23 protein-coding genes are annotated in these 18,195 nt (G+C 42.9%); 6 read left to right on the forward strand and 17 right to left on the reverse strand.

The window, feature by feature from the left end; all coding sequences use genetic code 11:
- Nucleotide 1 precedes the first annotated feature (1 nt).
- The 3 genes from upp to O3Q51_01000 are packed head-to-tail and all read left to right on the forward strand — an operon-like array spanning nucleotide 2 to nucleotide 1,817.
- Nucleotides 2-649, forward strand: a complete 648-nt coding sequence (gene upp, locus O3Q51_00990; GenBank protein ID MCZ4407365.1) for a uracil phosphoribosyltransferase — start codon at nucleotides 2-4, stop codon at nucleotides 647-649.
- Nucleotides 650-660: 11 nt separating this feature from the next.
- On the forward strand, nucleotides 661-1,122 hold the full coding sequence (locus O3Q51_00995; protein MCZ4407366.1) for a hypothetical protein: 462 nt from the start codon (nucleotides 661-663) through the stop codon (nucleotides 1,120-1,122).
- Nucleotides 1,122-1,817 (forward strand): YjjG family noncanonical pyrimidine nucleotidase, encoded by a 696-nt coding sequence (locus O3Q51_01000; GenBank protein MCZ4407367.1) that lies wholly within the window; start codon nucleotides 1,122-1,124, stop codon nucleotides 1,815-1,817. The genes O3Q51_00995 and O3Q51_01000 overlap by 1 nt, the downstream gene beginning before the upstream one ends.
- On the opposite strand, the gene O3Q51_01005 is transcribed toward O3Q51_01000, so the two are convergent.
- The 5 genes from O3Q51_01005 to rsfS are packed head-to-tail and all read right to left on the reverse strand — an operon-like array spanning nucleotide 1,801 to nucleotide 6,016.
- On the reverse strand, nucleotides 1,801-2,466 hold the full coding sequence (locus tag O3Q51_01005) for a phosphatidylserine decarboxylase family protein (GenBank protein ID MCZ4407368.1): 666 nt from the start codon (nucleotides 2,464-2,466) through the stop codon (nucleotides 1,801-1,803). The genes O3Q51_01000 and O3Q51_01005 overlap by 17 nt on opposite strands.
- Nucleotides 2,467-2,472: 6 nt before the next feature.
- Complete coding sequence (locus tag O3Q51_01010) at nucleotides 2,473-3,300, reverse strand: CDP-archaeol synthase (GenBank protein ID MCZ4407369.1); 828 nt, start codon at nucleotides 3,298-3,300, stop codon at nucleotides 2,473-2,475.
- Nucleotides 3,297-3,497, reverse strand: coding sequence for a DUF2007 domain-containing protein (locus tag O3Q51_01015; protein ID MCZ4407370.1), 201 nt, complete (start codon nucleotides 3,495-3,497; stop codon nucleotides 3,297-3,299). Before O3Q51_01015 ends, O3Q51_01010 begins: the two co-directional genes overlap by 4 nt.
- A 10-nt stretch (nucleotides 3,498-3,507) precedes the next feature.
- Complete coding sequence (gene ftsH / locus O3Q51_01020) at nucleotides 3,508-5,625, reverse strand: ATP-dependent zinc metalloprotease FtsH (GenBank protein MCZ4407371.1); 2,118 nt, start codon at nucleotides 5,623-5,625, stop codon at nucleotides 3,508-3,510.
- Between the two features lie 16 nt (nucleotides 5,626-5,641).
- Nucleotides 5,642-6,016 carry a ribosome silencing factor gene (gene rsfS, locus O3Q51_01025; protein MCZ4407372.1) on the reverse strand — a complete coding sequence of 125 codons (375 nt, stop codon included), beginning with the start codon at nucleotides 6,014-6,016 and terminating at the stop codon, nucleotides 5,642-5,644.
- A 60-nt stretch (nucleotides 6,017-6,076) separates the two neighbouring features.
- On the opposite strand from rsfS, the gene O3Q51_01030 reads away from it, so the two are divergent.
- Nucleotides 6,077-6,805, forward strand: coding sequence for a biotin--[acetyl-CoA-carboxylase] ligase (locus O3Q51_01030; protein ID MCZ4407373.1), 729 nt, complete (start codon nucleotides 6,077-6,079; stop codon nucleotides 6,803-6,805).
- Here O3Q51_01030 and O3Q51_01035 read toward each other — a convergent pair.
- The gene (locus O3Q51_01035; GenBank protein ID MCZ4407374.1) at nucleotides 6,789-7,196 is read right to left on the reverse strand and encodes an SRPBCC family protein; all 408 of its coding nucleotides are present in this window, start codon (nucleotides 7,194-7,196) and stop codon (nucleotides 6,789-6,791) included. The two genes, O3Q51_01030 and O3Q51_01035, sit on opposite strands and share 17 nt — an antisense overlap.
- A 2-nt stretch (nucleotides 7,197-7,198) precedes the next feature.
- A complete protein-coding gene (gene pyrE, locus O3Q51_01040) occupies nucleotides 7,199-7,840 on the reverse strand; it encodes an orotate phosphoribosyltransferase (protein ID MCZ4407375.1) in 642 nt (213 codons plus the stop codon).
- 8 nt (nucleotides 7,841-7,848) lie between these two features.
- On the opposite strand from pyrE, the gene O3Q51_01045 reads away from it, so the two are divergent.
- Complete coding sequence (locus O3Q51_01045; protein MCZ4407376.1) at nucleotides 7,849-8,463, forward strand: NUDIX domain-containing protein; 615 nt, start codon at nucleotides 7,849-7,851, stop codon at nucleotides 8,461-8,463.
- On the opposite strand, the gene O3Q51_01050 is transcribed toward O3Q51_01045, so the two are convergent.
- The 7 genes from O3Q51_01050 to O3Q51_01080 are packed head-to-tail and all read right to left on the reverse strand — an operon-like array spanning nucleotide 8,447 to nucleotide 13,761.
- Nucleotides 8,447-9,796, reverse strand: a complete 1,350-nt coding sequence (locus O3Q51_01050; protein ID MCZ4407377.1) for a hypothetical protein — start codon at nucleotides 9,794-9,796, stop codon at nucleotides 8,447-8,449. The two genes, O3Q51_01045 and O3Q51_01050, sit on opposite strands and share 17 nt — an antisense overlap.
- Nucleotides 9,783-10,253, reverse strand: a complete 471-nt coding sequence (coaD, locus tag O3Q51_01055) for a pantetheine-phosphate adenylyltransferase (protein MCZ4407378.1) — start codon at nucleotides 10,251-10,253, stop codon at nucleotides 9,783-9,785. Before coaD ends, O3Q51_01050 begins: the two co-directional genes overlap by 14 nt.
- A 3-nt stretch (nucleotides 10,254-10,256) precedes the next feature.
- Entirely contained in the window at nucleotides 10,257-11,036 is a 780-nt protein-coding gene (gene kdsA / locus O3Q51_01060; GenBank protein ID MCZ4407379.1) for a 3-deoxy-8-phosphooctulonate synthase, read from the reverse strand.
- Entirely contained in the window at nucleotides 11,033-11,629 is a 597-nt protein-coding gene (locus O3Q51_01065) for an SIS domain-containing protein (GenBank protein ID MCZ4407380.1), read from the reverse strand. Before O3Q51_01065 ends, kdsA begins: the two co-directional genes overlap by 4 nt.
- Nucleotides 11,630-11,676: 47 nt before the next feature.
- Nucleotides 11,677-12,207, reverse strand: coding sequence for an RsmD family RNA methyltransferase (locus O3Q51_01070; GenBank protein ID MCZ4407381.1), 531 nt, complete (start codon nucleotides 12,205-12,207; stop codon nucleotides 11,677-11,679).
- Complete coding sequence (locus O3Q51_01075) at nucleotides 12,198-12,944, reverse strand: DUF3822 family protein (GenBank protein MCZ4407382.1); 747 nt, start codon at nucleotides 12,942-12,944, stop codon at nucleotides 12,198-12,200. Before O3Q51_01075 ends, O3Q51_01070 begins: the two co-directional genes overlap by 10 nt.
- A gap of 13 nt (nucleotides 12,945-12,957) precedes the next feature.
- Nucleotides 12,958-13,761 carry a hypothetical protein gene (locus tag O3Q51_01080; protein ID MCZ4407383.1) on the reverse strand — a complete coding sequence of 268 codons (804 nt, stop codon included), beginning with the start codon at nucleotides 13,759-13,761 and terminating at the stop codon, nucleotides 12,958-12,960.
- Between the two features lie 109 nt (nucleotides 13,762-13,870).
- On the opposite strand from O3Q51_01080, the gene O3Q51_01085 reads away from it, so the two are divergent.
- The gene (locus O3Q51_01085; protein ID MCZ4407384.1) at nucleotides 13,871-15,313 is read left to right on the forward strand and encodes an AAA family ATPase; all 1,443 of its coding nucleotides are present in this window, start codon (nucleotides 13,871-13,873) and stop codon (nucleotides 15,311-15,313) included.
- On the opposite strand, the gene O3Q51_01090 is transcribed toward O3Q51_01085, so the two are convergent.
- The 3 genes from O3Q51_01090 to O3Q51_01100 form a co-directional block, all read right to left on the reverse strand.
- Nucleotides 15,310-15,759, reverse strand: a complete 450-nt coding sequence (locus O3Q51_01090; GenBank protein ID MCZ4407385.1) for a hypothetical protein — start codon at nucleotides 15,757-15,759, stop codon at nucleotides 15,310-15,312. The genes O3Q51_01085 and O3Q51_01090 overlap by 4 nt on opposite strands.
- 90 nt (nucleotides 15,760-15,849) lie before the next feature.
- Nucleotides 15,850-16,821 (reverse strand): DUF3078 domain-containing protein, encoded by a 972-nt coding sequence (locus O3Q51_01095; GenBank protein MCZ4407386.1) that lies wholly within the window; start codon nucleotides 16,819-16,821, stop codon nucleotides 15,850-15,852.
- Nucleotides 16,822-16,914: 93 nt separating this feature from the next.
- The gene (locus O3Q51_01100) at nucleotides 16,915-18,099 is read right to left on the reverse strand and encodes an MFS transporter (protein ID MCZ4407387.1); all 1,185 of its coding nucleotides are present in this window, start codon (nucleotides 18,097-18,099) and stop codon (nucleotides 16,915-16,917) included.
- Nucleotides 18,100-18,195: the final 96 nt, after the last annotated feature.

Raw genomic sequence — 18,195 nt, forward strand, 5'->3', positions numbered from 1 at the left:
TATGATTCACGAACTCGGGAAGGAAAACTCCATCTTCAATGAATTTTTAAGACAAGTACGGGATGAGGAAATCCAGAAGGACAGACTCCGCATACGCCGTAACATGGAAAGATTGGGTGAGATTTTTGCCTATGAGATTAGTAAGTCCTTGGATTATCAAACCACCGATGTGACCACCCAGTTGGGAACTGCAGTAATGCGGGTGCCGGAGAGACTACCCGTCTTGGCTACCATTTTGAGAGCGGGCCTTCCGTTTCATCAGGGTTTTCTTAACTACTACGATGGTGCCGATTCTGCTTTCGTTTCGGCCTATCGAAAGCACCTCAAGAATGAAGATGAGTTTGAAGTACATGTCGAGTATCTCAGTAGTCCGAACTTAAAGGGAAAAGAAGTGATCATTGCCGACCCCATGTTGGCTACAGGGACCAGTATGGCTTTGGTGCACAACGCACTTCTCGAAAGAGGGAAGCCTGAACACGTTCACATCGCTGCTTTACTTGCTTCCAAAGAAGGTGTTGAATACATCAAAAAGAACTTGCCCAAGAATATCACCATCTGGGTAGGGGCTATTGATGATGAGCTTACTGCTCAATCGTATATCGTTCCCGGTTTAGGAGATGCAGGAGACCTTTGTTACGGTAGTAAATAATTTTTTCGCCTATGAGCTCTGAAGTTCTTCGGGCCATCAGCATATTTTTTCTTAGTGCCACCAAATTGTTGTGGGCTCCCGGCACTGCTGTTGCTTCGGGACTTACTTTTTGGGAAACCGTAGTAATCACTAGTTTGGGAGGAATGGCGGGAGTCTTATTTTTCTACTACTTCGGTCATATGGTTTTTGTGGCATTCGACAATTGGAAAGCGAAAAGGAGAAAAAAAATTGTTGAGAAGAAAGTTTTTACTCGAAAGAACAGAATGGTTGTAAATGTGAAAAGCAAGTTTGGGATAATAGGCCTCACATTTTTGACTCCATGCATCATCAGTATTCCGATCGGCTGCGTGATCGCTGCCAAATTCTATTTTAATAATCGACTTACGTTGCCATTGCTACTTGTCTTTACTGTAGTTTGGTCTTTTATCTTATCGTTTTTCTCATTTTACGTGAAACAGATGCTATTCTCATAATGCCAAAATACGAACACGTTTTTTTTGACTTAGACCGCACCCTTTGGGATTTTGATACGAATTCTAAGTTAGCTTTGGGGGAGATTTTTAATGAGTTCAAACTCAAAGAAAAGGGCATCGATTCATCTATTGAATTCATAGATGTATATCAGGATATCAATGAGAAACTCTGGGATCTCTACCGAAAAGGATTGCTTAATAAGCGAAAGTTAAGGTCTTTGAGATTTTCAAGAACACTAGAGCATTTTGGTCTTGTTGATGAATACTTAGGTGAGCAGCTGGGTACAGCATATGTCGAGATCAGCCCGCATAAAACGGCAGTTTTGCCAAATTGCATGGAAATTCTGGACTATCTAGCCGGGCGGTATGAAATGCACATCATTACCAATGGATTTGAGGAAGTGCAGAATATTAAACTCGATAAGTCCGGTCTTGCCAAGTATTTTTCGAAGATTATTACGAGTGAGCAAGCCGGGGCAAGAAAGCCTGATCCGAAAGTCTTTGATTATGCCTTTGGTCTGACCTCAGGAAAGGTGCATAATTCGCTTATGATAGGAGATGACCTCCGAACGGATATTGAAGGAGCTCGAAAAATAGAAATGGATCATGTCTATTACAACCCGCATCGGAAAGATCATTCAGAAGATCTATTCCATGAAATAGCAGATCTGCTTGAGCTTAAGAATTTGCTTTAGGGAGTGCGGCTAAAACCGTAACTGAGCCTGTAACCATTTCTTCCAGATTTACTCTGATCTCCGCGTCGAGTGGCAAGAAAACATCAACCCTCGAGCCGAATTTGATAAAGCCGAATTCAGTGCTTTGATCTACGGGAGAATCTTTTTTGGCATAACAGACTATCCTTCGAGCCACCGCGCCTGCAATTTGTCTGAATAGAATTTCGGTTCCATTCGCATGCTTTACTGCTACCGTTGTGCGTTCGTTCTCGGTGCTAGACTTCGGGTGCCATGCTACGAGATACTTTCCAGCGTGATACTTAAAGTAACTTACCATTCCACCGATTGGGAACCAGTTGATGTGCACATTAAGTGGTGACATAAAAATGCTGACTTGAATCCGTCTGTCTTTCAAGTATTCAGTCTCTTCAGTCTCCTCAATGACTACCACCTTTCCATCAGCAGGGCAAATGACTAAGTCCTCTGCCATAGTTACCACTCGTTTCGGAACTCTGAAAAACTGCATGACCAGAGTTAGAATAATTAAACTGGCAATGAGTGATGCGATAAGGGCAATTGAACCGAAAAAGTAAAATGAGATCAGATTGATTACTGCAAGAGAAACAAGTGTTGTCGTGATAATTTTATTGCCTTCCTTGTGAAATTTCATGAGTTCTTAGGGGTTCGAGTGAACGAAGAGCATAAGGTATGTAAATGCTATTGGACTGGCCAAAAGTACACCATCAAATCTATCTAAGATGCCACCGTGCCCTGGAAGTAGATTACTGGAGTCTTTCACTTTCAAACTGCGCTTGAGTAAGGATTCAACTAAATCGCCAAAAGAAGCAGCGACTACAATAATAAGCCCCAGAATCAGCCAGTTAAAAATGGATATTTCATTGGTATAGGTAGAAATAATAACTGCTCCTGTCATCGCGGCCAGGCCTCCACCGATGGTGCCTTCCCATGTTTTATTCGGAGAAATACGGGGAAATAACTTGGTTCGACCAAAGAGCTTACCAAATACGAAGGCTCCTGTATCGTTTAGCCACAATAGAACAAAAAATCCGAGAATAACTCCCGGCTTGTATTCAACTATGATTTCTTCAAATGTGAAAACATTCAGCAGCGCCAAAGGTGCCATGATATAAATGATTCCAACTATGGTATGCGCAATGTTTGTAAAGGGTTCGGGGCGTTTACGGTACAATTCGTATACGAATATAGCCATGAAGAAAGGGATGCTCAATGAAACAATAGCCGTTCCTGCCACCTTCAGTTTTACCAGTTCTATGGTTACATATAGAGCCGTACCAGTAATGACTCCTAATGTACCTTGCGGATGATAGCCTCCAATTTTTACCAAGCTGTAGTACTCGAGCATTCCCAAAACCCCTACCACGTAGAAGAGTGATGCCAGAGTATATGGGTTCAGTAGTATAGCTCCGATTACGATAATCAGAAATACGAGCCCCGTGGTAAGACGCAGAAACAATTCTTTCACAACTTCGTCTCGCTTATTATTTTCTTGGAACGTAACACATCGTTGACACTAACCATAAGGTCAATTTCTCCGATAGTCACATAGATGGAGTCCTGCTTATTCATCACGATTGCATCAATTCCATTTTCCTTGAGAATGTGCTTTAGCAATTCAATGTGTTGCAGATTATTTGAGCTGTACACTTTGACCCAGTTCACAGCCTGAAATCTACTCCTTTTTTGCGATATCTTCGTCAGAGACCTCTTCTGAGCTCTCTTTTTCAACTTGAGTTGACCCGTTATCGCTTGTTGCAGGAGCGGTGGCTTCTGATGAAGGTGTGCCCTCTTCAGCTACTTCCATTGGCTTGGGCTTCTTCTCATCACCTTCGGGAATTAGGTGTTCCTCTTTTTCAAAGGGCCGCTTTCCGAAAATTTTCTCCAAGTCTTCTTTGAAAATAACCTCTTTCTCTAAAAGCTGGTTAGCCAACTGAGTCAGCTTATCCCTATTATTCGAGAGGAGATCTTTTGCTCGTGCGTATTGGTTTTCAACGATTTTCTTTACTTCCGTATCCATCAACTCAGCGGTTTTGTCGCTGTATGGCTTTTGGAAGTTATAATCCGAGTTTCCTCTTGAATCGTAAAAGCTGATATTTCCGATAGCTTCATTCAAACCGTAAATCGATACCATCGAGTAGGCTTGTTTGGTCACCTTTTCCAAATCGCTCAGTGCACCCGTGGTAATTTCATCGAAAATGACTTTCTCAGCTGCTCTTCCTCCAAGGGCTGCGCACATTTCATCTAAGATCTGGTCGGTAGAATTCAGCGAACGCTCCTCAGGCAAATACCATGCTGCACCCAAAGATTGGCCGCGAGGGACAATGGTCACTTTCACCAAAGGATGAGCGTGTTCGAGCAACCAAGATACCGTGGCGTGCCCTGCTTCGTGGTAGGCAATTACCTCTTTCTCCTTCTTTGTTATGATTTTGTTCTTCTTTTCGAGTCCACCGATGATTCGATCCACTGCATCTAAGAAGTCTTGCTTGTGTACTTCTGTTTGTTTCTTTCTGGCAGCTATGAGGGCTGCTTCGTTACAAATGTTTGCAATGTCAGCTCCACTGAATCCTGGCGTTTGTTTGGCTAAAAAGTCGATATCAATCTTGTTGTCAACCTTAATGGGCTTAAGGTGAACTGCGAAGATTTCTTTTCTCTCGTTCAAATCAGGCATGTCGACATAAATCTGCCTGTCGAATCTTCCTGCTCTCATGAGTGCGCGGTCGAGTACATCTGCTCTGTTCGTTGCTGCGAGAATGATAACCCCGCTGTTTGTTCCAAAACCATCCATTTCCGTGAGAAGCTGGTTGAGCGTATTTTCTCTTTCGTCGTTAGCACCCATGCTAGCACTTCGGCCACGAGCTCTACCGATCGCATCAATCTCATCGATGAAAATGATCGCCGGAGCTTTTTCTTTTGCTTGTTTGAAAAGATCCCGAACCCTGCTGGCACCAACACCCACAAACATCTCCACAAAGTCAGAACCTGAAAGGGAGAAGAAAGGCACTTGAGCTTCACCTGCCACGGCTTTCGCCAAGAGAGTTTTACCTGTACCGGGAGGGCCTACCAATAGAGCACCTTTCGGAATTTTTGCTCCGAGTTGAGTGTATCGCTTGGGATTTTTCAAGAAGTCTACAATTTCCTGAATCTCTTCTTTCGCACCTTCCAATCCTGCTACATCGTTGAAAGTTACGTTTGTACCCTTCGTTTTATCAAAGAGTTGTGCTTTAGATTTTCCGATGTTGAAGATCTGACCGCCGGCGCCACCGCCACCGCCTATTCTCCGCATCACAAACATCCAAACGGCTATCATTATACCGATGAATAAAATCCAAGTGAAGAGTTCTTTCCCCCATTCAGAGCGGGTTTTATAGTCATACTCGAAAGAGTATTCCGCACTCCATTTATCGAGTTTCTCTTGGAAACTATCGGCAGGGCCAATATCAAACTTGTAGTGCGGTCCTGAATTTTCAGCACCTGAGATAAGCGGCTGCTTGATCTTTTTGGCGTTTTCTTCTTTTTTTACAGCCTCTTCAGTAAGGTAGACCTCCGCCAATTGTTTGTTGTAGATCACCACCCTTTTCACCTCTCCGTCCTTGATCAATTCTTCAAACTCCGGCAGGCTAATGCCTGTCATATTGCCATTGAAATTGAAAAGATTGAGCGAAATCAGAACCACACCTATGATGGCGTAGATCCAATAAAAGTTGAAGGGCTTTTTTGGGTTATTTCCACCCGCTTCCGGCTTCTTCTTTTTAATATTCTTGTATTGTTTACTGCTTTTTGAGTCAGACATGTTGTTCTCCTAAATGCTAGAATGTATGTTCGAGTGATGTAACGTCTGCGTCAGCCCAAAGTTTTTCTAAATTGTAAAACCTTCGTGCTTCTTCTTTAAAAACGTGAACTACAACGTTGAAATAGTCCAGTAAAATCCATTCTGATTTATCTCTTCCTTCCGTGCTTACAGGATTTTCTCCTACTTCCGTAAAAAGGTGTTTTTGCACCGATCGTGCTATAGCCTCAACATGAGTATTGGATGTTCCGTGACAGATTATAAAGAAATCACTTACAGAATTCGGGATATTGCGAAGATCGATAGCTAGTACTTCTCTTCCTTTTACTTCATCGATTGCTTCTAAGGCCTTTTCGGCTATGTCGGGAGAAGTGTAAACGGATTTTTTAATCATTCAAAATTTTTACTCAGAGCACAAAATTAAGCATTTTAGCGGTCTGAAGAGTTCTAAACCATGATCGGAAAGTCAATCATAGAATTGGATTCTGTTGACAGCACGAGCAACTATATTGCCAAAGCTATCGATGCAGGGGAATACGCCTATGGAACTGCTATTTTGGCGCATTTTCAGACGAATGGCAGAGGTCAACGGACGGCAACATGGCAGAGTGACAAGGATCAAAACCTTACTTTTTCTTTCGCATTGCCTCTCAGTGGGTTTGATACTCGTGCGTTTTTTAGCGTTTCTAGAGCCATTAGCTTAAGCATCGTTTCAACCCTCAAGGATTATTTTAAAGGGGGTGTCAGAATTAAATGGCCCAATGATATTCTGGTGAATCAGAAAAAAATCGCCGGAATACTTATTGAAAATAAACTAGGCATGAGTCCCTCGGCTATATGTGGAATAGGGTTGAATATAAATCAAACAGAGTTTTCCAAAATGCCCCATGTCACTTCTCTTAAGCTCCTTACGGGGAATGAAGTCGATAAGTATCACGTTTTGGAAAAATTACTGGGAAATCTCAACATGGAATGGGAACTACTCAGCAACGGTGATTTTAGAAATCAGAAATCACGATACGAAGCAGAACTATTCGGATTAAACCAATTGATCTATTTCGAAGAGAATGCCACCAAAATGAAGGGGCGCATTGTCGGTACCACCGAGGATGGCAGGCTATTGGTAAAAACCAATGGTGTAGAAAAAGCTTATCTGCCAAAAAGTATCAAGCTTCTTTATTGAATTTTTCCTGAAGCCTGTCGGCAATGAAGTCGAAAAGGTTGGTCAATGGTTTCTGAACCATCATCTTCAAGAAAGGGTTCACTTCAGCAGTTACCTCCTGATATACCTCAGTTACAGCGTCGGCTTCATCAAAGAAAATGTCCATATTGATTGGGAAAGGAGCTTTTTCACCGCTCTTTAATTGGATAAATGAAGGTGAATCTGCCTTTTCCAAATGGAGGTCTATCGTTGCCGTACCTTGAATCTTAAAGCTGCAATAGTCTTCTCGGCCTTCCCAATCTGAGATTTTATCCATTGGAAGTAAGTCCTTGAAATTATCCAGATGGGAAACGTAGTTGAAAACCTCTTCACGAGGTGCATTGATGTTGACTTTTTTACTCTCGATTTTCATGCTTATGCACTCCAGTTTTGAGGATTGCTCCTCCATTCTTTCAGTGATTGAAGGCTTTCCTCATCCACGTAATTTAATTCTTTGGCCTCTTCAATCAGGGCGGAATAGTTGCTTAGTGTGATCAAGTCACAGTTTGCTTTTGCAAAATTTTCTTTTGCAATTTCGAAGCCGTATGTGAATATCGCAGCCATGCCTATCACATCAACACCTGCTGCCTTGAGTGCTTCAACAGCGTCCAAGCTGCTTTTTCCTGTAGAAACAAGGTCCTCTATTACCATCACCTTTTGACCTTTTTCAAAGTAGCCTTCCACCTTGTTTTGTAATCCATGACCTTTGGATGAGGAGCGGACATAGATGAACGGAAGGCCGAGCGACTCCGCCACCAAGGCTCCGTGAGCGATTCCTCCGGTAGCTACTCCGGCTATTACCTCGGTATTACCAAATTTTTCACGAATATTGCGAACGAATTCATCTCTTATCAAAAGCCTGACTTCGGGGAAAGAGAGGGTTTGGCGGTTATCGCAATAGATTGGCGATTTCCAGCCGCTGGCCCAAGTGAAAGGATCGCTGGGACTGAGTTTGACGGCTTTTATTTTAAGGAGGGATTCAGCAATTTTTTGCTCTGCTGTTTGAGTGTTTTGCATGACTTCAAATGTATAAAGTTTTCATAAACAATAAGTCAATTGTCCTTACGGACCGAAGGATTCCCGACGCAATCGGTGATAACCAGGTATATCTGACATATGACGATTTTGAAGAGCTATCCTACACCATCAATTTGTTGGAAAATTCGCATCATTTAGAAGGTGTCATTTTTTATTACCACGACTTAGAAATGCTTTGGGCAGATTTCCGGGCTCACTTTAAGGAAATAGAAGCAGCGGGTGGATTGGTGCACAATGAAAACAACGAGTATCTGTTGATTTTCCGAAAGGGAAAATGGGATTTGCCGAAAGGCAAAATAGACGAAGGCGAAACACCTGAACAAGCTGCGCTAAGAGAGGTTGAAGAAGAATGTGGAGTTAGTGATCTGAAAATTGGTGAAGCGCTGGCACCTAGTTATCATACCTATGAGCAGGACGGTGTAAGAATTTTAAAGAAGACATATTGGTATGATATGACTAGTGCCCAACAGGAATTTACTCCACAAGCGGAGGAAGATATTGAAAAGGTTCAATGGCAGGATCTCGGAGCTAATATCGTAGAAGGTTTAGACACTTATCCAAATATTCGCGTGATCCTCGGAGGTGTTATTGCCCCACTTTAATTTTCTGAGCTTCTTTTGCTTTTGCTCGAATGGAGTAGAGCCGCTCCTCTAATCCTTCGCTGGGTTTATTAATATTTTTTGTGAGTGTTCCTGCCGAGTCCATCCAGCCATACCAAGGGAGCTGGTATATATCCAGGTCGTTCAAAAAAGCCTCAGGTGAAGTTAAAGAAACGGTAGCCCAATTCTTTTCGGTTTGATCATCCATTCCCATGGTTATCTCTACTACTTGAAAGTATTCGCCATACTCTTCCAATAGCATATTGATCAAGCTTGACTCTCGCTTCCATTCGTTGCTGTTATTTTCAGAAACTACTACTAATGTCTCTTTTGGCAGGAGCTCTAGCTCTTTAATAGGCGGGAAGAGTTCTTGTAAGTTCGCCGATGTCGAACGCTCATAGTCTGACCTGATTTTTTGTGCGGCTGTGCCAATTGATTTGGTTTGAGCATTGGATTCAATAGCGAGTAAAATTTCAGCTAATTTTTTCCCGGAGTAAGTCTTCAAGTAGATAGTTTCTTTGATCGATTTGAGTATCACCCATTGTCTGATATCAGCACGTTGAAGGAAATCATCTCTCAAAAAGAGGCTGTCTAAACCTTCATAAGTCAATCCTCCTGCAAATTGATTCGAGATGCTCATTCCGCCAAAAGTTACATCGTATCGATTAAAATAATCGCTGTAGAAGACATTGAAAAAAGAAAAAAACGATGGATTTGATAGCTTCAAATCCTCATCTTTTAAATAGCTTGAGTACAGCTCATTCTTTGGAAATCCTACGGTTTGTTTCATTTCCGCCAATGAATACTGAATGTAATCTGCTAAAAAATCTTTTTCGGGAAAAGTATGTTTGGATTCAAAATCCTTCACCTCTTTGCGCAAAGCGGGATTCCCGATAAGTCGGGCATTCTGAGTGAAAAAGTCAAAATAGGATTGATCGAATTCTATGATCTCAGCGTTTATATCTGATGAATCGAGATTAGTGAAAATATACTCGAAACTTCCTGGTCTCCAGCTTGGTATCAAAACAAATTCCCTCGAAGGAGAGATTCCCAATTCATATGTTTTTTTAGGCTCGACAAAAAGGGGAGCCGTAAATCGATTGACGCTCAACCAGACTTGATTGATTTCGCTAACATCAAAAGAAAGACTGAATTTTCCATTGGCATCGACCGTATCTCGAGCCAAGAAGATCTTTTCACCTGAAATGAGATTTTGATAACGGCTAATTTCCACAATATACCCCGACCATTCCAGCGAAGTGCCATTGATTGAGGTGGTTTGAGCTGCCAGAGAAAATGGTAGCAATAAGAAAAGGCAGATCTTAAAAATCCTCATTCAGTTGGATCGAATTCGGTATAAATTTGGTGACATCACCGCCGTTTCTCAGTATATCGCGCACAATGGTTGAGCTGTAGGCTGAAAGCTCGGGGCTAGTCACAAAAAAGATGGTGTCGACTTCAGGAGCAAGCTCCTTGTTCATTTGTGATATAGAAGATTCGAATTGAAAATCCTCCGCATTCCGAACGCCTCGGATGATATGGGATGCACTTACCTTTCGGCAATAATTGACGGTGAGTCCTTCGTAATGATCCACCACAATGCGGTCCTCGAAGTTGAACGTTTGTCTAATCCATTGCATTCTCTCTTCTAACGAAAACATATACTTCTTATTGGAGTTGACTCCAATGGCGACAATCACTTTATCAAAAAGAGGTAGCGCACGCTTGATGATGTCTTCGTGTCCTTTGGTAATCGGATCAAATGATCCCGGGAAGATGGCAATCTTGTCCATGGTTTATGAATTAAGTGCTTTTCTAACCTTCATGCATTTTTCCAAAATCGGCCTGAGCTTCTTCAGCTCCAGCATGGTAAAAGGGTCGCTTTGAGCAGTATGAGGCTCGGGGTGAACTTCCATAAAGAATCCATCAGCTCCGGTGGCCATCGCCGAAAGGGCTATGGCCTCGATGAGTTCGGGATCGCCTCCCGTTACACCAGACGTTTGATTCGGCTTTTGCACGCTGTGAGTGCAATCCATGACCACTGGTTGACCGATTTTTTTCATCCGACTGATCGATGTAGCGTCAACTACCAAGTCGTGATAGCCAAATGTGGTTCCGCGTTCACAGACCCAAACTTTGTCATTGCCGGTGGCTTTGACCTTTTCCACGGCAAATTTCATCGCTTCAGGACTCAAAAACTGACCTTTCTTAATGTTCACCGTGCATCCCGATTCACCGGCAGCTTTGAGCAATTTACTTTGCCGGCAGAGAAATGCGGGAATTTGCAAGTGCGTGACAAACGGGGCTACTTCAGCAGGCTCGTTGCTTTCGTGTACATCGGTGATATTTTCGATTTTGAATTTATCTCGGATGGCTTTGTGAATGTGCAGGGCCTCGTTTTTATCAATACCTGTAAAGCTGTCTAATTTACTTCGGTTCGCTTTTTCATAGCTACCCTTGAAAATATAGCGGATGTCCAGATCATCGCATATTTTCTTCACCTCTTCGGCGATGTGAAAAGCCATGGCTTCATCTTCAATGGCGCATGGCCCCGCTATCAGGAAAAATTGGTTCATTCTTCTTTTGCTTTTTGTCCGAGGTAACCGCTGTGGTGCCTCTTCGCGTATTCTTGTTTTGTAAATTGGATTTTCTCCATGAGCAATACTACCAATATATCTCCGGCTACGGTCATTACCGTGGTAGAGGTGGTAGGTGTAAGGCCCAATGGACAAATCTCTTCAGGTCCACCGGTCCACAATACCACATCAGCTTTCTCAGCTAGGTCGCTATCTTTTTTTCCGGTAAGGACAATGAATTTAATATCAGGATGCAATCGATGAGCCAAAAAATCGAGCTCAATCAATTCTCTCGTCTTACCACTGTTTGAGATGGCTATTACGATGTCATTCTTTTGGATGATACCCAGATCTCCGTGTTGCGCTTCGGCGGGGTGCAAAAAGAACGCAGGCGTTCCCGTTGAGCTTAGCGTAGTGGCAATGTTTACACCTATCTGCCCGGCTTTTCCCATTCCGCTCACGATTACTTTGCCATCCTTTTGATGAACCTGTTCGTAAATGAGTTCTACGGCTTTTTCTACCGCACCTTCGATTGGGATATTTCGAATGGCTTCGATTTCTTTTTCAATAAGAGCTGTGATCTTGTCTTGCATGCTTTTGTTCTAATGACAAGCAAAAGTAATTCTAATCCTCCAACCCTCTATCTGAAGAAACTGAAATGGACATTTCCCATTTGGTGGTGTTCCGTGAATCGGGGGTGATCGCTCAAATCGGTCTCTTTGCCATGTTCGAGAATGAAGATACCACCCGTTGAAAGCCAACCCGTATTCCAAACCAAATCGGGCAATTCGGGAATTCTTTTTTCCGCATATGGCGGATCGGCAAATACAATATCAAATTTTCCTTTGGGACTTTTGAAGAGATTGAAAACATCGGCCTGCACCACCCTGAGGTTATTGATCCCCCAATCCTTGGTTATTTTTAAAAGGTGCCTTTTCGATATGGGACTGACATCTACCGCTGTCACGTTGGTCGCTCCGCGGCTCACAAATTCCAAACTCATACCGCCGATCCCAAAGAATAGGTCAAGAACCGTAGCATCCATCAACAAATCATGGTGGTTGAGCACATTAAATATGGCCTCCTTGGCCATATCGGTAGTGGGGCGAGCCTTGATATGCTTGGGTGCCTCAAACCTCCGCGCTTTAAATTTTCCTCCGACTACGCGCATTGCGCAATGATTACTGCTAGTTGATCACTAACTGAGTCCTTCCCGGAGTCATTCAAATTAGTCAGGAATTTAGCTGCTTGCTTTTTCACGGAAGAAAAAATAGTTCCTGATCCACTGATCTCTGTCCGAATTTCGGTTGAGATGTCTAGCTTTTTAAGGGTATAGAAGGTATAATAAATCAAATCTTCGGATTTGTTTATTTCAATGCAGTTGGCCAGAAGTAGTGAGCCTTGTCTAAAGATTGTCACTAAAGCCAGTTGATCGAGTACTTGTATTTGCAATAGATCGCCCTTGCTTTCGCTCACTTTTCTTCGTCCATGCTCGAGTAGGGTACCTGCCAAATGTTTGACCTCTAACGCCGGCTGAATTTGACTTAGCAATTTTTCGGCTTCCGTATCTCGTTCATAAATGAGTACAGACTCCAATCCCTCGAGAGTTGAATGAGAAAAAAGACTTTTTCCTTCGAAGCCCGTGGTCAATTCAAGGTAGCCTCTGGCATCTTCTTCTCGAAATACGGCCGTTGGCACTATAGTCCAGTGCGGCTGTGAGCTTAATGCGAAAAGGTGATTTTTAGATTTCAATTCGCTGAAGTCATACTGACCGTTGCGTTTGCAAGAAATGGTTTTTACAAAAACATCTCCCTCTAGGTCTGAATAGCAATAGATCTGAAAAAAATTGGGCTCAAAAAGGAGCCCAATCGTTTCAAAATGTTCTTCGCCTAAGGTGATTTTTTCCATGGCGGATCTTTTTTTACTCTGTCCAGTTACCGCTGGTGCTGGCTTCTGTTAATGAACCAACCTTGTATTGATCAGCAAATGGTTTTGGATCTACCACTCGAAAAACAGCAGTTGGAGCACCACTAATGTCAACTATGTCAGACTCCATCTTGAAACGGTGATCACCATATGGTACGTAGGGCAATGAGTCAACGTAGAACTTGGCCTTACGCTTCTCTCTATCGTCGTCATTAAAAACGTATCCCAATACACCTACCTCGATGGTATCTCTTACGATCAAACCTTGAGCAATTACGTCCTCATCAGTCATACCTTCCGGCATACCTTGTATAATTCCCGCTTCCATGGCCATTTCTTCCGTAGGCAATGAATCGGGCAAAGAACCCAAACGCTTGATAAGTGAAATCTCATCGTTTTTCAAAAAGTAAATTAGTGAATCGAAGGAGTTGGCATACTTACCATACTGCTTGTTGTAGGCGATTTGCGCTTTTCTGATATCCTTTAATCGCTGAACGACGGCTACTTTCACTTTCTCTTTCTTGCGGTGAGCTGCCAATTCATCTTGGATTACGGCGTAATCCATGTAGGCAAAGTAAACCGCACCAACGGCAACAATGATGGTTACAATCATCTGAATTTGGCGACTGACAACACCTTTCACATAAAGTGCTCCCAAAATTCCAACGATCAGAATACCTAAACCCGCAATCTTAAAAAGGCTTGTTTGTCCAGCAGACACTATGAGAAGTAGCAGCCCAAAAACAATAAGCAATGCCGGGAACAAATAAGCACCGAGTAAACGTCCTATACTTTGCATCTATTTTTCTTTAGTAACGGCAACAAAACTACAATTTTTTTGAAACGACCGAGTTTGTTACGACCTAATTCATCAACGGCTAAAATTGGCTTATTTTCGGCTTGTGAATGTGAATTCAGATAAAGGAGATTCAATAGCGCGGAGGGTTGAAAAATCGCTCCATGAAAACTTTTATTTTAACCCGACTCCCTCTCAGGAAAAATTGCTCTATGCTTTAGGGAGATTTGTCGCCAGTGATAAAGTCAATTGCCTTTTGGTGGTAAAAGGATACGCTGGTACGGGTAAGACAACCACTGTAAATGCACTGATAAAAACGCTGCCCTACTTTGACTACAAATATGTGATGCTCGCACCGACGGGGCGAGCAGCTAAAGTAATGTCGGCATATACGCGAAGGCCCGCATTTACTATTCACAAGAAGATCTATTTCAAGCAAAAGACACCCGCAGGAGGTGTGTTTTTCGTTCCAGGGGCCAATCTCCATACAAATACGGTATTCATCGTCGATGAAGCATCCATGATTGGAAGTGAAAACTACTCCGTTTCCGGGGGAGGGGATCTCTTGACTGACTTATTTGAATATGTGTTTAATGGAAAAAACTGTCGACTAATTTTAATCGGAGACGGGGCACAGCTTCCGCCCGTTGGGAGTGATTACAGCCCTGCACTGGATTTGAAGTACCTCAAGACTTCTTTTCATGTCACGGCAGCGCTCTCAGAACTCATTGATGTCACTCGGCAAAAAGAGGATTCAGGTATTCTTGATTTGGCAACGCGGATTAGAAAGGCTTTGGAAAAAGCAGATATGAGTGTTTTTCCGATGGCTCTCCCCAATTCACCTGATGTGGAAAGTCTTACGGGATATGAATTACAAGAATCATTGGAAGACGAATTCTCAAAAAGGGGTGTCGAGGGAGCTATTTTGGTTACTCGCTCTAACAAGCGAGCAAATCAATACAACAAGGAGATCCGTGCGCGAGTGTTCTTTCGAGAAGAGGAAATATCAGGAGGTGACTTTGTCATGGCCGTTCGAAATAACTACCATTGGGCGGATGAGAAATCGGGAGCGGGCTTTATAGCCAATGGTGACGTAATGGAAATTACCAGACTCGGAAAGTTTTATGAGAGGTATGGGTTTAAATTTCAGGAAGCCAGCGTTCGACTGATCGACTACTCGGGTGAGCCTGAAACGGAAGTCTTGCTCTGGCTGGACGCTTTGGATATTGATTCGGCTTCAATGCCAAAGGCCGCGACCGATGAGGTTTACCGCAGAACATTAATGGAGTACGAGCACCTCAAAACGAAGAAGGAGAGAATGGAGGCATTGAAAAACGATCCGTTTTACAATGCCTTACAAGTCAAGTTTGCCTATGCGGTTACCTGTCACAAATCGCAAGGTGGACAGTGGCCTGCTGTATTTGTTGATCAAGGCTACCTCACGGAAGAAATGCTGGACACAGAGTACTTGCGATGGCTGTACACCGCAATTACTCGAGCCTCTGAAAAATTGTACATGCTGAATTTTAGTAATCAGCTTTTTTTAAGCGACTAAATCGTTCGCTTAAAAATGTATCTGGTAATGAATATACCCTGACCATCACCTTTTCCAGCGTCAGATTCTACCCCGCTTACAACAAAGGCCAATTCCCAGCCTTGCGCGACCATCTTATTAATTTTATCAGTAATAAGGGCATCATTTGAGGCAATATTTTGAAAATTGATTCCGGCGATGCTAAAGAAGTTCAAGAGTTTAGTCTCTTCGAATTTGGCAATCTTCGCATCGCCACGGCTCACATCTCCCTGTTTTGACTTCTTTCCGTCGGTTCGTTCGGTAGTAAAGTCTTCGTAGTTCAGTTCATCTTCTTCGCTGATAATACGCGATCTACCTATTCCCGCGGGAATGATTGATTCAATACTGGTTACCACTTTGTATTCTACTTGTTGTGCTTCCGCCACGATCGCTGCGAAAACAAATGCGAGAAGGAATAATTTTTTCATTGGTTTTGTTTTGAATGCACAAAGAAAGTGGTACGAACAAAAAAAGCGGAGCCATGGCTCCGCTTTTTTTAACATCTTGCAATTGAGTAATTAGATTTTGAAAGAAAGTCCAAGTGCAAAGACCTCTCTGAATTGAGTTCTTGGTCCGCCAAAAACCGCAGGAGTAATGATGGTCTCCCCATCATCACCTAGTACAGCATCTTCAGCTCCAATAGTGATGTTGTCATCATATATAAGTTGCGTAGTGAGCGTGGCAGATAGCCAGCTGTTCACTTTCATGGTAATTAGGGTCTCCCAGTTCACATCGACATTCTGAGGATCCTCTACGTAATTTGAGAACAGATCAATTTTTGTAAGCAGGTTAACATTTTCAAAAATATCATCTTGGTAACTAACCTTCACAAAAGCACCAATTTCAAATCGCGCATTATCTCCTTCATCCAGACCAAAATCTGTCGCCAATCTATCGACAGTAACAATCGTGATCTTAGTTGTTGCGGGCGAAAGGAATGCCGAAAACTTTTCGTTTGGTCTGTAGTCCGCACCGAGGGCGAAAATGGAGAATGCAGGGGCTAGGAAGTCTGAAATCGGATCTCCGATTTCTACTCCTTCTTCGATTGTAAAACCCTCAGCAAATTGAGTTCTGAAATTGAATAAACCAGTGTAGTACCACTGTTCTTTTTTGGACTGATAGCCATATTTGGATGTAAAATCAATGCGATCGTCCGTTTTAATCGCCTTCTGATTGTCCTGTGCGATTATACCGTATGCGAGATCCAATGTATTGGTCCACAAATGCTTTCCTTTTTTGTAATTGGCAAACAGGCTCGTTAAGGCAGTGGTTGAAATACTATTTTGACCCCCTGCAGCCCAATTACTGAAATAAGATTGGTTGAAGTTCAAGCCAAATGTTCCACCTAAATGCCAAAGCGAGTCATGTTCTAACTCGATTGCTGCTTCAAGCTTGTCTCTGTCAGCCGCAGACAAATCTCCTTCCTCTTGAGCGCTCATCGTACCGAAGCATATTGCCAAGATCAAACCTAATAAGTACTTTAATTTCATGGTTAAATAATTTATTAACTGGTTGTTTGAGGACTTATCCCTCAGATTTTTAAGGGTGCAAAGAAATAAAAAATCTTCATGCAATAACTGCTCTTAGATGTAGTTTCTCGCTCTTCTTTTTCTTAGTAATAAATAGCCGAAGCCGATCAATGCCAGAACCGCTCCTGATCCAAAAGCAATTGGAAAACCTGAAGAGTCGTTTGAATAGAGCTCTGCAGAAATCAGGGCACCTGACAATATCCCAACCTCCAAGGCGATAAACATGGTGGCAATGGCCTTTCCTCTTTTTTCGGGATTGGCAAGGTCTACTGTCCAGGCGAAAAGGGTAGGGGAGTTGATTCCCGTAGAAATACCAAAGAAGACGGCACCGACGAAGAAAACGAATTGATTTGTCGTTAAAGCAAGTATCGTCATGGTTGTGGTGAGCGCTGCAGTTCCTGCAAGAAGTAATTTCACTCTACCGTATCGATCGGAGGCTTTACCGGCAAAAAGTCGGGTGATGACCGAGGAAACGAGCATGACCGTGAAGAAAAGTCCTCGATTCTTTACCTGTAGGAAATCACTGAAATCAGGAATGATAGTTAATGCCAAGCCAAATGAATAGGTAGTCATCAACATTACAAATGAAGATGGGAACACGTCCTTGTCGATGACCTCGTCACTGCGAATGATGAGCATTTTGGCACTGAACTTTTTTGTGGATACCACGCTTTCCTTCATTACGACTACGCAAGCGGCACTTAAAAATCCCACAATGGATGATACTATAAACATCGCCTCGAGCCCAAAATTCAGCGCGATAGCGCTACCAATTGCAGGGCCCGCAGCCATGCCCACACTTCCTGACATACCGAGCATTCCCAGTGCCTCTCCTCGGTTTTTGTCTCCCACTATATCGGCTAAGTATGCTGTTGTCCCCGTTGGCTTAAAGCCCGTGCTCAAGCCATGAATCAGTCTAAGAATAAAAAAAGCAAATAGCCCTGAAATCAACGGGTAAATGGCTGAGCTGATGGCGGCTGCCAATGCGCCAAAAATCATTACGGGCCTCCTGCCTACCAAGTCGGCGAGCTTCCCACTGAATGGTCTACTCACCGCAGCAGTGAAGGCAAATAAGGATATGATCAATCCTTTGTATTCTGCACCACCCATCTGGGTAATATAATTGGGTAACTCGGGAATGATCATATTGAAACTCCCCATAAATAGTACAGAACTCAGGCATAATAGCCCGAACTCAACTGTGCGCAGATCACGCGAGATAATGGATTCTAATTTCAAGCCGCAAATGTCAACTTTAATATCGGATTTAGAATAATTGTGAATTGAGCTATATCATCCTTAGATGTTTTTTCTTTTATTGACTGTCGGTAGAAT

Source organism: Cryomorphaceae bacterium 1068 (assembly GCA_027214385.1).
Classification (GTDB): domain Bacteria; phylum Bacteroidota; class Bacteroidia; order Flavobacteriales_D; family Cryomorphaceae; genus JAKVAV01.